This window comes from Veillonella sp. AS16 (genome assembly GCF_000517785.1).
Taxonomy (GTDB): Bacteria; Bacillota; Negativicutes; order Veillonellales; family Veillonellaceae; genus Veillonella; species Veillonella denticariosi.
Genome location: NZ_AZYX01000011.1, coordinates 28,729 through 42,451 on the forward strand (window position 1 = coordinate 28,729; position 13,723 = coordinate 42,451).

Sequence of the window (13,723 nt, forward strand, 5' to 3'; positions counted from 1 at the left end):
TATAATCATTATCATCTTTAACATCAAAATAATAACAATTTTCATTATAAGAGTAAAGAAAATTTATATGCCAATCTTACAATCAATCATGCCTTATAGGGATAACTCATGAATAAAAAAAGATCTTTACAATGACAAAAGCGGAGCTTTCATCATCATAAAGATCTTTAATAAAAATTGATGTGCCCTATTCATAGATAGGAACATACAAATTAAACATCATCCTATTATTTATTTGTAATCCCGTTTCCGATAAACGATAAACGGACGGGTCAAGTAGTTGAGCGGAACACTCAAGCAGTGTACCAGACGGCTGAACGGAAAGATAATCGCCACAACCATCCATGCCAACATATGGAACTTGAACATAAACGGCACACCTTCCATCAGGGACGGATCCGGCATAAAGGATAGTAAGCTGCGGAACCAAGAGCCGATGGATACGCGATAATCAAAGAAGCCGGATGCATTGAGCAATGTACCCGCCATGCCACTGAAGATAGCTAAAGTCAAGAACAGATATAACCATTTATCAAGACGAGATGTGTTGACCTTCATTGCGGGAACCGTAAAACGGCGCTTCATCAGGAGTAAGAACCCGACGATAAAGATAAGACCGGCTACAGCACCCAAGTATAACGCCCCTTCATGGTACATATGGTCATTAATACCGATAGCGGCAGTCCATGCTTTAGGTACCAATACCCCCACTATATGCCCACCGATAACGCAGAGCAAACCAAAGTGAAACAACGGATTTGCGATGCGCAGCTGTTTTTTCTCTAAGAATTCACTAGATTTTGTAGTCCAGTTTCTTTCAAAATAAAAGAAACGGACAAGCGTGCCTACGATTAAGAAGGTAAACGCAATATATGGCAAAGCGCCCCATAAAAATTGATTCATCGTGCACTGTCCTCCAATCCGTTCGCAACCGACAATATGATATCAAATAAGAAAGCATAGGTCAGTTTTGCTTCGATCAATCGCTCCCGAATGTACTCTAATTTCGGCTTGCAGTAATCATATACTTCACGCGCTTTATCCGGTTCGATAACGGCGCAAAGTTCTAAAATAGCGGGGATGTAATCGGGCATTTCCTTTGGCAAGTCAAAACCGTTTTCGAGGAAAAAAGCTTTGTATTTAACAAGTTCTTCCGCCTGTTCCCCTGTACCTTGCACCTCGTAGGACGACAGATACATCGTCGTATTCCGGCTGAAGTCAAAGGTCCGCACATATTGATCTTCAAAAGCCTTGCGGTCCGATTCCTCAATATAATCGAAGAACTCCAACAACCCCTGGCGAAGTTGAGGATGCTCAACGGATCGGGCATCCTCCCTCCATTCGCCTAGTTCGTTATACCAGGTTTCATCGGGATAGCGAAGCAAAAAAGAAGCAATTAAAGCTATTTTTTGTGCATCATCCATTATGACAACCCCCTGTCGGGCATGCAAAACCACGGTGTTGCTGCATTTCTAAGCGACCTTCTCGGGATACCTTGACATCGGACGGAATGACAAAGCGGTCATTGTATTTGGACAATGCCAACAATTTATACATAGCATACATCTGCTCTTCCGTAAGATCCACCTCGTGAGCAATAGGTTCCGCTTCGATTTCACGACGGCGCATGTATTCACGCATATCGAGAATACGTTGTAATACACGGGCCAAAATTTCCGTATTGCCCGCGGTAAACATATTCGCCAGATATTGTACAGGCACGCGCATTTCATGTGCATCCGGCAAGTATACATCAGATGTAACACGTTGCAAAATCGGGCTGAGCGGTGGCACATACCAAACCATCGGCAATGTACGATACTCGGGATGCAATGGCAATGCTACGCCCCATTCTTTTACCAGCTTGTACACAGGGGACTTCTGAGCTGCCTTCAGGAATGCTTCGGAAATACCTTCTGCGCGAGCAGCTTTAATAATCTCAGGATCATGAGGGTCCAGGATCAAATCTACCGTATTTTGGTAGATATCCTGTTCATCCCTTGTAGATGCCATTTCTTCCACCTTATCCATATCATACAGCACAACGCCCACATAACGCATACGTCCAACGCATGTTTCCGCACAGATCTGAGGCAGACCGTTTTCCAGACGTGGATAACAGAATACACATTTTTCAGCTTTGTTTGTTTCCCAGTTATAAAAGATTTTTTTGTATGGACAGGATGGAACACAATGTCTCCAACCGCGACATACGTCTTGCGATACGAGAACGACACCGTCTTCATCGCGCTTGTAAATAGCGCCGGACGGACATGCAGCCACACAGGAAGGATTCAGGCAATGATTACAAAGACGCGGCAAGTAGCGCATGAACACTTCCTCGTAATCAAATACGATATCTTCGCCCATTTTCGTGAGATTTACGTCTTCACGAGCATGATGGCCACCGGCCAAATCATCATCCCAGTTCGGACCCCAGGTAACTTCCATTTTCTGTTTTGTAACAAGGGAACGGGGGCGCGCCACCGGTTGATTATTTTTACGACCGGAGTGAATCAAAGTTTCATAGTCATATGTCCACGGCTCAAAATAATCCTTCAATTCAGGTTGTTCAGGATGATAGAACAACTTCATCAGACGAGACCCTTTAGAACCTGTAGAAAGTGCCAGCTTACCGCTCTTGTCGATAATCCAGCCGCCTTTCCATTTCTCCTGATTTTCCCAATTACGCGGGTACCCTACGCCGGGGCGGGTTTCCACGTTATTAAAGTACATATATTCCGCGCCTTCGCGGTTCGTCCACGTATTTTTACAAGTGATGGAGCATGTGTGACAGCCTAGACACTTGTCCAAATTTAGGACCATGGATACTTGAGCTTTAATCTTCAAGCCAATCCACCTCCTTCAATTTACGAGCCACAATTGTCATATCACGTTGGTTACCGGTCGGACCATAGTAGTTAAAACCATAGCTCAATTGACCATAACCGCCGATCATGTGTGTCGGTTTCATGTGAATATGTGTTGGTGCATTGTGCGTACCACCACGACGATCTTTCTTAACCTGTGTGCCGGGAACGTTGATATGACGGTCTTGGGAATGATGCATATAAGAAATACCGCGAGGAATACGAGGTGATACGACTGCTCGAGCCGCTACTACACCGTTTTTGTTGAAAGCTTCCACCCAATCATTATCTTTTACACCGATTTCAGCCGCATCGACTTCGTTGAGCCAAATGGTTTGACCGCCACGGAACAATGTCAACATCTGTTGACTATCGAAATACATACTATGTGTAGACCACTTGTGATGCGGTGTTAAGTATTTCAACGTGATCTCCGGTATACCTTCAATGGAATAATCCTTTTGAACAGGTTTATAGGATAGTACAGGTTTATACAATGCCATGGCTTCACCGTAATCGCGCATCATTTCATGATCGCAATAGAAGGATTGTCGACCGGTTACGGTACGGAATGGCACCTTGTCCTCCGTAGACGTTGTAAATGGAGAATAACGACGATTTTTATCGTTCTTACCGGTACTTGTTACAGAACTGATGATAAAGCGTGGTTGGCGAACCATATCATCAAAGGTAATTTTTTCCTGTTCACGACCCTTTGCATTCTTTTCCAGGCCGGAAAGACCTGTTTTTTCTTCCATCGCCTTCCAGGAGCGAACAGCGAGTTTACCGTTTGTACAGGATGACAATGTCAATACTGCATTACAAGCTTCTTTACATTCATAGATACTTGGACGACCATGAGAAACGAATTCAGGATTGTCGATTGTACCATTTTGATCGTACAACGTCTTGTATTCATCGGAAACGTCCCACGCCATACCGTGAGCCCCCATCTTGTTTTCAATATTAGGCCCCAATGCGATGAATTTTTCAAAGATTTGACCGTAATCGCGTTTTACATGAACGAGGTTCGGCATTGTTTTGCCGGGAATCGGCTCACATTCACCTTTACTCCAGTCGAGCACCTTACCTTCCGGTTGTGCCACTTCACCGGGACTGTCATGACCAAGAGGCATCGCTACGATATCTTCGTATTCCGTAAAACCAGACTCTTTCGCCACGCGAGATACGGTTTCAGCAAGAGCACGGAATGTATCCCAGTCGGATTTAGTTTCCCATGCGCAATCAACAGCAGCCTGGAATACGTGTACATATGGATGCATGTCCGTAGAGGATAAGTCTTCCTTTTCATACCATGTGGCCGCCGGGAATACGATATCCGAATACAGACCTGTAGATGCCATGCGGAAGTCGATATCGATTAAAAGATCGAGTTTACCCGCCCCATCGGCTTCACGCCATTTAATTTCTTCCGGACGTGTAGGAGAATCATCGTCTTCCAATACCGCATTTTTAGTGCCCAGTAAATGTTTCAAGAAATACTCGTGGCCTTTAGAGGAGGAACCGATAAGGTTCGCACGCCAAACAAATAAATTGCGTGGATGGTTCTCTTTAGCCGCCGGATCTTCTACGCAGAATTGTAATTCTTTATTTTTCAATGATTGAGCCACATATTGGTTGATTTCAGATTCTGTACCGGCACCGGCCGCACGAGCATCGTTAATCAATTGTTGACTACCTTTGTTGAAAGTAGGATACGATGGCAACCAGCCTAAACGAGCGGCCAACACATTATAGTCACCGGGGTGACGGTAGCGAGGCTTAGCTAATTTAGATACACGATCCGCTAAATCAATGCAGTCGGAACGATATTGTTCCGTAGCAAAGTAGAACCAGGATGTGCCATTTTGCAAACGGGGTGCCTTGCTCCAGTCATTAGCGGTCATAATACCGCCCCACCCTTCAACAGGACGCAATTTTTCCTGTCCTACGTAGTGAGCCCAGCCGCCGCCGTTAACACCTTCTGTACCGCAGAACATGATAAGATTCAAGATTGTGCGGTAAATAATGTCAGCATGATACCAGTGATTGATACCGCCTCCCATGATAATCATGGAACGGCCTTTCGTTTTTTCCGCATTATCGGCAAATTCACGAGCCGTAGCAATAGCGATATCAGCTTTTACGCCTGTGATTTTTTCCTGCCACGCCGGTGTGTAAGGAGTGTCATCAGTATAACTTGTCGCTACTTCACCGCCGATACCGCGGTCGATACCGTAGTTAGCAAGGATGAGATCGTATACGGTAGTTACTTTTACCGGACCATCTACAGTTTGTACCGTGATGGTAGGAATAGCACGTTCAATAACACCTTCATGTGCTTCGTCACCAAAGTATGGCAATTTAACGATGGTAACGTCCTCGCGTTGGTCAAACACGGATAATTGAGGGTCGATTTTTGCCCCCGTATCACGGTTTTCAAGACGCAAGTTCCATTTTTCAGGATGGGTATGACGATCACCCATTGTACCGTTCGGAACAACAATTTCTTTAGTCGTTTCATCGATCAGTACCATCTGGAAGTCTGCGCCTTCCTCTTGACGACCTAAGTCCTTCGCATTCAAGAAGCGGCCCGGTTGTACGTTGCCGTTGATTTCTTCAACGCGCACGAGGAACGGCATGTCTGTGAACTCTTTTGCATACTCCTTAAAGTATGGCGTCTCTTTATCGATGTAATATTCTTTTAAGATCACATGCCCCATTGCCATAGCAAGAGCCGCATCAGTGCCGGCTTTCACATTGAGCCATGCATCGGAGGACGTCGTAGATTCCGCATAGTCAGGGGATACGGACACAACCTTCGTACCTTTATAGCGAACCTCTGTCAAGAAGTGAGCATCAGGCGTACGAGTCAATGGAACATTGGATCCCCAAGTCATAATATAACCCGCATTATACCAGTCACCGGATTCAGGCGTATCAGTCTGTTCACCCCAAACTTGTGGACTGGAAGGCGGCAAATCGGCATACCAGTCATAGAATGATAATGGAGTACCACCCATTAAGTTAAGAAAACGGGCACCTGCCGCATAGGACAACATGGACATCGCCGGAATTACGGAAAAGCCCGCATTGCGGTCAGGACCGTATGTTTTTGCTGTATATAATAGGGATGCGGCGGTAATCTCTGTCGCTTCCTCCCATGTGGAACGCACAAAGCCGCCCATACCACGGGCAGACTTATATTTTCTGGCCTTTTCTGGATCCTCTACGATGGATTTCCAAGCTTCGATCGGATTCTTGGCATTCTTTTTCGCTTCTCTCCAAAGCTCAACCAATTCACCGCGCACATACGGATATTTTACGCGCAACGGGCTGTAGAGATACCAGGAGAATGTCGCACCGCGAGGGCATCCACGCGGTTCATAATCAGGCATATCATCCGGCGTTTCAGGATAATCGACAGCCTGATTCTCCCACGCCACCACACCATTCTTAACGTAAATATTCCAGCTGCAGGAACCGGTACAATTCACACCATGCGTCGTACGGACTACTTTATCGTAGGACCAACGGTCTCGATAAAAATTTTCCCACTCACGACCACCATCCTCTGTAATCTGATGACCGCTTGAAGACACGTCCTTCTTGCGAAGAAACTTAAACTTTTGAGACAACAGGCTCATCTCATGTCCTCCTTCAAAACTACAAAAAATCCCTTGTGCCAGGCATGCCGACACAAGGGAGAAAAGCCAATTATTCGATGTTACTGATGTTCGGGTCGATAGCATCGACATCCAAATCAAGCAATCCGATTAATGCATCAAAGTCACAGATAACCAGATGGTGTTTGTCATAGGCTACATAGCCTAGTCTTCGTAACTCACTGAGCATGCGATTTAAACTTTCTCTTGATGTGGCAGCAAATTCGGCCAGCTCTTGATTAGTCAAGGCAATATCTATAAAGATACCGTCCTCACGCTTAATGCCATAACTATTGGCTAAACGTAACAGGGTAGAATAAAAAGCACCCTTCTTGCCGTATAAAAGCAAATCGCGGTACTTCGCCTGCTGGCGGCGCATATGTAATGTATAGATCTTCATCATCGCAATCGCTAACGAATGGTCCTTTGCAATAGCTGACTCCAACACATCATAACGTATGCAGTACACAGAACTTGGTTCTCGTGCAATCGCATTAAACACGTATGTTTTTGTATTCTCCTCATAGAGAGGAATCTCGCCAATTACATTATCAGGACCTACAAGACGCAGAGCAAATATATGCCCGCTGGCCTCAAACTTTTTTATACTGAATCTACCTTTTAAAACAATATAAAAGTATTCAGCCCTATCCCCCTCATGGAAGAGAAAGTCACCTTTTTTTAGATGTACTTCATCCCCCGGCAAAGCAAGCAATTTGTCAATTAGATTACGATCCATACTATCACCGCCTACGTACTTTCAACATAAATCATTAGAAAAACTAATTCATCCTTCGTAAAAGTACATAATCCGTATACATTCAAGTACACTTAGGATTATTATAACTTATTAATTTAAATATATGTGTGTTTTATATCACATTCATAGTATATTCTACACTATATAATATGTGTGTGATTTAAAGCACATGTTATTAAAGATGATACAATAATTATAACGTAATTCTATTCTGAAAGAGAGTACTTTATTGAATTGGCATTCATCAAACTGTGTAGTTGTTATAGCAAGGAGAAGTTCATTATGAGCGAACTAAAAATGCCTCAAGTAGGCGCTAGCCGCAGTGAAATCGTGGCAAACTGGCAACCGGAGAACCCTGAGTTCTGGGAGAAATTTGGTAAGAAAATCGCGAAACAAAACCTGGTTATCTCCACTATCGCCCTAACCTTATCATTTTGCGTATGGTATCTATGGTCTACCATCGCCGCACAGCTGAACAGCGCGGGATTTAACTTTACAACGGATCAGTTGTTCACATTAGCGGCCTTTCCGGGCCTCGTAGGTGCTACCTTACGATTTGTGTACACCTATATGCCGGCGTTGGTGGGCGGTAAAAACTGGACATTCTTCTCCACACTTATCTTATTGGTTCCTGTTGTATGGCTCGGTTTTGCCGTTCAGGATACGACGACATCCTATACCACATTCATGATTTTAACCGCTCTTATCGGTTTAGCGGGCGCCAACTTCTCGTCCTCCATGGCGTACATCGGCAACTTCTTTCCTAAATCAGAAAAGGGTACCGCCCTCGGTATCAATGGCGGTATCGGTAACCTCGGTATTTCCGTAATCTACTTCTTGGCTCCATTCGCTATGGGCTCCGCTGCATTGGGTAATATTTTCGGAGTGACACCGGCTATCATTAAAGGCAATGCGGTATACCTTGCCAATGCGGCTTTCATGTGGATTGTACCGCTCGTAATTATCCTTGCACTCATGACACGTTTCATGGATAACTTGCCGCTAGATAAACCGAACCCTAAAAATCTCGTACAGATTTTCGGTAATAAACATACTTGGGCTTTGACTTTACTTTACACATGTTCCTTCGGTGCTTTCTCCGGTTATGCCGCAGCGCTTGGACTCTTAGTAGGTAAAGAGTTCCCTGAAATTCCATTCGCATCGATTGCATTCGTAGGCCCGCTCGTAGCAGGTGCACTTCGTCCTGTCGGCGGCTGGCTCGCTGATAAGATCAACAGCGGTACAAAAGTTACATTCATCAGCCTCATCGGCCTATGCACTACGACGGCATTAATCGCAGTCGGTGTAGATATCCACAATTTTCCATTTTTCTTTGCAATGTCCGTATTGACCTTCGTATGTTGCGGTTTTGCAACCGGCGCAACCTTCCGTATGATTCCGCATGTATTCGGCAACCCATTGCTATCCTCACTTATTACAGGATTTTTAGCGGCCGTAGCTGCATACGGTGCCTTCGTTACACCTAAAATTTTCGGTTTCGTATATTCCACATTCGGCAATATCCATCCGGCCTTTGCCGTATTGCTCGCCTTCAACATCGTGACCGTAGCTGTCTGCTACTGGTTCTATGTACGCAAGTCGGCAAATATGAATGTATAATTTTTTAAACAGAAAATTTATACATACTAATACCGTATTGTAAAATATAATTCACATCGATAAATTAAATGATAAAGGGACCCCGCAACACTCCTCCAAGCTTTATTAGGTCTGCGGCCAAGGGCTTTGACCTTGCAAGTCGGATTGTTGCGAGGTTCTCTTTTATAAAAATATATCCTTCAGCGGGATGTAGGAAGATAATAAAAAAGGACTGCATTGCAGTCCTTTTTTATTATCCAAAGATTTCTTTGACAATACATCGTCAATAATAGTGAATACTTTATCTACCGTATATTATTGGAATATTTCTTCAAACAACGCGTCGTCAATGATAGTTCCAACGTAGAAATCGCTGAAGATGCCATATCGTGCACTCGCTTCTTCAAAGCGCATATCGTACACGATTTTTTTGAATTTCACATCGTCATTGCTGAAGATGGTGATGCCCCATTCCCAGTCATCAAGGCCACAGCCGCCGGTGGTGAATTCGGACAATACATCTAAATATGTTTTCCCGAGTTCGCCATGGGCTTTCATCAAAGCACCGCGATCACGAGGCGGCAACATGAACCAGTTATCGGCACCTTCGCGTTTTTTGCTCATATTGTAAAAGCAGATATATTTATCACGCGGCACATGAGGATATAATTTCTGATTAACCTCTTCCGTATCGAGTTTATCCTTAACGTATGTGCTCACTTCAGTCACGGAGGTGTACGAATACGTCTGTACCAATACGCTCGCAATGGCAAGACGCCGGAATGCGCGTTCCACCTGTGCCAAATACTCCAGAGACGGTCCCAACACCCATAAAATCAGATCACCTTTAGCTCCGTTTACATCATAGAATGCATAACTGCCTTCCTTCGCCTGATGTTTTTCTTCAAGGCCCGATAAAAATGCTTTTAACTCGTTGCGAGCCGCCGCTTTTTCATCTGCCGTGAAGCAGTTCCACGCACTGAAATCCATGGCGAATACCATATGTTGACTATGCCAACCTTCTACCGTAGGGATTGCTTTACCCATTATAATCACTCCTATCGAATACATAATTCAAACTAAATATAAATATCAGACTATTTCTTCACTGATACGCTGTACGAGTTCCTTCGCCTGTTTTACGCCATCCGGGATGCCGATACCGTCAAATGGTGTGCCGATGAGATATAAATTCGGATAATTCCGAGCCACATGTGCTCGAACGGCTGTAATACCGGCACGGTGCCCCACATTATATTGAGGCATGCAATGAATAAGACGATTGATTTTTACCCATTCAGGTGTAGCTGAAAAACTCATAATGCGTCGAATTTCCGTAACCGCCAATTCTGAAAGCTCATCATCGCTTAATCGTTCCACCATATCATTGCCGGGCTTTCCGATAAAGACGCGCAGCACGATTTTATCATCCGGTGTCGTCTGCGGCCACTTCTGATTCAAAATAGTACATGCCGTAAGCGGTGTATCTGTTTTTCGGGTAATTAGGAGTCCCGAACCTTTCAATTCACCGTCAAATGTGGCTTTATCAAAGGCCATGATGGCAATGGCACAGCTGGACTGCTCCATGGAGCGCAGATAGTCAAATCCGGAATCATCCCGGAACCATTGTTTGTAAGCAGCGGGCGGTGTACAAATAATCAACGCATCCGCAGCAACATTTCGACTCCGATTAACGCCCTGCGCTCCATCCCCCAGAATTTCAGAAGAGGATAAGAATGAGGATGAACCTATGTCCGTATGTAAACACTCACAACCTCTTCGTTCCATTACATGTAGCTCATATCTGTCGCTATTCCGTTGAATATCATCAACAAACGTATTATTATGTAATTTCACATTGCCGGGCATAGCCTCGATAATGGCGGTAATAACGCTTTCAAGACCGCCCGTCAACTGACGGAACATACCCGATTGAGCGGCGGTGCCTTTACGGGCCTCTATCGCCGACTGATGCGCCGACGTCTTAGCGGACTGGTACTTCGCGTATTGACTGTCCGTCATGGCACCCTTGCCGGCGCGAGGCACATCGCCTTCCGCAGCGGCCCCCTTAACAGCCTTCGTTACGCCCGCCTTGGAGTGACTCATCTTTGCAGCCATCATTCCCTTGACCATGTTTCCGTATTTTTGTTCCACCTGAATAAAGTGAGGAAACGTGGACAGAAGACTTATCTTGTAGATATCTCCACCGTAAATGCCCGCCAATAAAGGCTCGATAAGCTTATCCATCATCTCCTGTCCCAAGTGATACTTGAAAAAATGACCGATAGACACATCGCCATTTACATCAAGCGGATAAGGCTTTTTGAAATAATCCAATCCGGCCCTCAATTTCCCGGGCCACGAAATAAGACCGGCTTTCACAAAGGGCATAATTTCCGTAGGAATCCCCATGATAGATCCGCCCGGAATAGGATGAATGCGGCCCTCATCATAGACATAAGCCTGCCCCGTTTCATTGGACACCAAGGTATCCCCCAGTCCCAAATCATACACGAGGTCCGTCATTTCCGTCTTGCGCCCCAAATAGGAATCGGGTCCCAGTTCGACTACAAAATCATCTACGTGCTCAGTTTGAATTTTGCCGCCAAATCGCGACGCCTGTTCATACAGTTCTATATTCCATTCCGGCTTAGCATGACCTAAATAGTAAGCCGCTGTCAACCCCGTAAGTCCACCGCCGATGATTATTACTTTCACAAACGAATCCTTTCTGTTATAGCATCAGCCATAGCTCGTATAAAGCGCACATCATCATCGGGCATCGGAACGCATCCATATCGGGCGCCGCCGGCCTCGACAAAGTCTCTGCACTCTATATCATTATCATACAACACTTCCACATGATTGCTCACAAAGCCGAACGGTACGAACACGATATGTCTAAAACCGTTCTGTACGGCCTCTTCAATGGCATCCTGCACCGTCGGTCCCAGCCATTGTCCGTGTGAACCCGCACTCTGCCACGCCAGAGACCAATGAGGAAGTCCCAGCCGCTGGGCAATCCGTTCTGCACCAGCACGAAGACTGTCCGCATAACCATCGGCACTCACAGCATCCACCACAGGTACGCTATGAGCACTGAAAACAACTGTCGTCTCAGCTTTATCAAATTTATGGGACTGTAAATATCCCTGAATAGCTGTCATCCAATAATCAATGAATGCCGGCTGGTCCCACCAGTGCCGAATAAATTCACTCGTTACGTGAGGATATTCCGATACCGCCGCATCGACCCGTTGCTCGTAAGCACCCGTTCCGAGAGCCGAATAAAACGGCGCCGTCACAATAGCTACGATATGACTGACACCGCATTTTACCAAATCCGCAACAGCATCTCCGATAGAGGGCTGCATGTGAAGATAACCGATTGCTGTCGGTACTGACGGCAACAAATCCTGTAATACATGACATTGCCGTTTCGCCATCGTCGACAGTGACTGATCTGTCCACTGCCCTATAACCTCATAACGATTTACCAAATTCTGTACTTCACAGTCTGTCGGAGTGCGCCCCCGTCGAATGCTCGTCATATACGGAATCAAAGCCCTCTTATCAGACGGGCTGCCATACGACAAAAATAACACTCCCACTTGTTTTGCATCTTTCACAATATCCGTCATCCCTCTTGCGCCCACAATTCCCGGCTGCGTTCATGCACATAGTCCGTTAGCCAATGCAGTTTTTTCGGGTCCGCTTCAGGGAATACGCCATGTCCTAAATTAAAGATATGGCGACCGTATCGGATACCGTCCAGCAAAATACGATCCACTTCACGAGCCAATGTCTTTTCATCGGAATATAGATACGCAGGATCCAGATTTCCCTGAATCGTTTGTGTTACGCCCCGCTCATAAGCCATATTGATACAGCTGCGCCAGTCAAAAGCGATGACATCCAGCGGCAAATGAGACCAGATCGATACGAGATGATCCGTTCCGACGCCGTTCATGGCAATCGGTAAGCTGGGATACTTTGCTTTCACAGTCTTGATAATACGTTCCACATGCGGATAAATACCCTGTTTATACTGCTCCGCATTGACGGCACCGACCCAGGAATCGAAAATCTGCAATGCATCGGCGCCCGCATCGGCCTGCATAGACAGATACGCAATAGACATATCTGCCAGCTTTGTCATGAGCGCATCCCACACCTGAGGGGCACCGATGAGCATGCCCCGCGTTTTATTATAATTCTTCGTCGGTCCGCCCTCTATGAGATATGACGCAATTGTGAACGGAGCCCCGCAGAAACCGATGAGCGGCACATCAAGCATGCCCGTTGTGAGCAACCTGATGGTTTTCGCAATATAGTCCACCTTCGCCGGATCGAACGGAGCGAGGCGTTCCACATCCGCCATCGATTGAATCGGCGTAGAGAATACGGGCCCCACCCCGGGCTTGATATCCACATGAATATTCATGCCCACCATGGGACTCATGATGTCTTTATAAAGGATTGCCGCATCAACGCCGTATTCACGCACGGGTAATTCCGTAACACGAGCGCATAACTCCGGCTCCTTTGTGATTTCAAACAATGTATATTTCTCTTTTATCTTGCGATATTCCGCTTGACTACGGCCTGCCTGCCGCATATACCACACAGGTGTTACCCCCGGATTTTTACCTTGAATCATATCCAAGTATGCTGTATTCAAGTATTCATCCCCCTTCTGTTTCGCTGTATTGTCTATATACTAGCACAGGCATCCATCCAAAACTATTACTTCGGTTACACTCCGATATAACTTTCAATTTTGTGAAAGTTCCCTTACAAATTAATTTATAATTACTGCTCAATATATT

The 13,723-nt window shown here is 45.5% G+C and carries 10 protein-coding genes; 1 reads left to right on the top strand and 9 read right to left on the bottom strand.

The window, feature by feature from the left end:
* Positions 1-231 precede the first annotated feature (231 nt).
* The 5 genes from narI to HMPREF1521_RS04340 all read right to left on the bottom strand — a co-directional run bounded on the left by narI (position 232) and on the right by HMPREF1521_RS04340 (position 7,274).
* Positions 232-903, bottom strand: coding sequence for a respiratory nitrate reductase subunit gamma (gene narI / locus HMPREF1521_RS04320; RefSeq protein WP_038116281.1), 672 nt, complete (start codon positions 901-903; stop codon positions 232-234).
* Positions 900-1,424 (bottom strand): nitrate reductase molybdenum cofactor assembly chaperone, encoded by a 525-nt coding sequence (gene narJ / locus HMPREF1521_RS04325; protein ID WP_038116284.1) that lies wholly within the window; start codon positions 1,422-1,424, stop codon positions 900-902. Before narJ ends, narI begins: the two co-directional genes overlap by 4 nt.
* Positions 1,417-2,850 (bottom strand): nitrate reductase subunit beta, encoded by a 1,434-nt coding sequence (gene narH, locus HMPREF1521_RS04330; protein ID WP_038116288.1) that lies wholly within the window; start codon positions 2,848-2,850, stop codon positions 1,417-1,419. The genes narJ and narH overlap by 8 nt, the downstream gene beginning before the upstream one ends.
* On the bottom strand, positions 2,840-6,517 hold the full coding sequence (locus HMPREF1521_RS04335) for a nitrate reductase subunit alpha (RefSeq protein WP_038116292.1): 3,678 nt from the start codon (positions 6,515-6,517) through the stop codon (positions 2,840-2,842). Before HMPREF1521_RS04335 ends, narH begins: the two co-directional genes overlap by 11 nt.
* 70 nt (positions 6,518-6,587) lie before the next feature.
* Positions 6,588-7,274 (bottom strand): Crp/Fnr family transcriptional regulator, encoded by a 687-nt coding sequence (locus HMPREF1521_RS04340; RefSeq protein WP_038116295.1) that lies wholly within the window; start codon positions 7,272-7,274, stop codon positions 6,588-6,590.
* Positions 7,275-7,577: 303 nt separating this feature from the next.
* Between HMPREF1521_RS04340 and HMPREF1521_RS04345 the strand changes: the two genes are divergently transcribed.
* Positions 7,578-8,915 (top strand): MFS transporter, encoded by a 1,338-nt coding sequence (locus HMPREF1521_RS04345; protein WP_038116297.1) that lies wholly within the window; start codon positions 7,578-7,580, stop codon positions 8,913-8,915.
* 294 nt (positions 8,916-9,209) lie between these two features.
* Here the strand turns inward: HMPREF1521_RS04345 and hemQ are convergent, their stop codons facing one another.
* The 4 genes from hemQ to hemE are packed head-to-tail and all read right to left on the bottom strand — an operon-like array spanning position 9,210 to position 13,575.
* Entirely contained in the window at positions 9,210-9,941 is a 732-nt protein-coding gene (gene hemQ, locus HMPREF1521_RS04350; RefSeq protein ID WP_038116299.1) for a hydrogen peroxide-dependent heme synthase, read from the bottom strand.
* 45 nt (positions 9,942-9,986) lie between these two features.
* A complete protein-coding gene (hemG, locus tag HMPREF1521_RS04355; protein WP_038116302.1) occupies positions 9,987-11,612 on the bottom strand; it encodes a protoporphyrinogen oxidase in 1,626 nt (541 codons plus the stop codon).
* The gene (hemH, locus tag HMPREF1521_RS04360) at positions 11,609-12,550 is read right to left on the bottom strand and encodes a ferrochelatase (RefSeq protein ID WP_232203184.1); all 942 of its coding nucleotides are present in this window, start codon (positions 12,548-12,550) and stop codon (positions 11,609-11,611) included. Before hemH ends, hemG begins: the two co-directional genes overlap by 4 nt.
* Entirely contained in the window at positions 12,532-13,575 is a 1,044-nt protein-coding gene (gene hemE / locus HMPREF1521_RS04365; RefSeq protein WP_038116308.1) for a uroporphyrinogen decarboxylase, read from the bottom strand. The genes hemH and hemE overlap by 19 nt, the downstream gene beginning before the upstream one ends.
* Between the last annotated feature and the right edge of the window lie 148 nt (positions 13,576-13,723).

What these genes read in the sequence shown, in the direction of transcription:
- HMPREF1521_RS04340 (WP_038116295.1), bottom strand. Translation starts at nt 7,274, where the DNA reads ATGGATCGTAATCTAATTGACAAATTGCTTGCTTTGCCGGGGGATGAA.
- hemQ (WP_038116299.1), bottom strand. Translation starts at nt 9,941, where the DNA reads ATGGGTAAAGCAATCCCTACGGTAGAAGGTTGGCATAGTCAACATATG.
- narJ (WP_038116284.1), bottom strand. Translation starts at nt 1,424, where the DNA reads ATGGATGATGCACAAAAAATAGCTTTAATTGCTTCTTTTTTGCTTCGC.
- narI (WP_038116281.1), bottom strand. Translation starts at nt 903, where the DNA reads ATGAATCAATTTTTATGGGGCGCTTTGCCATATATTGCGTTTACCTTC.
- HMPREF1521_RS04335 (WP_038116292.1), bottom strand. Translation starts at nt 6,517, where the DNA reads ATGAGCCTGTTGTCTCAAAAGTTTAAGTTTCTTCGCAAGAAGGACGTG.
- HMPREF1521_RS04345 (WP_038116297.1), top strand. Translation starts at nt 7,578, where the DNA reads ATGAGCGAACTAAAAATGCCTCAAGTAGGCGCTAGCCGCAGTGAAATC.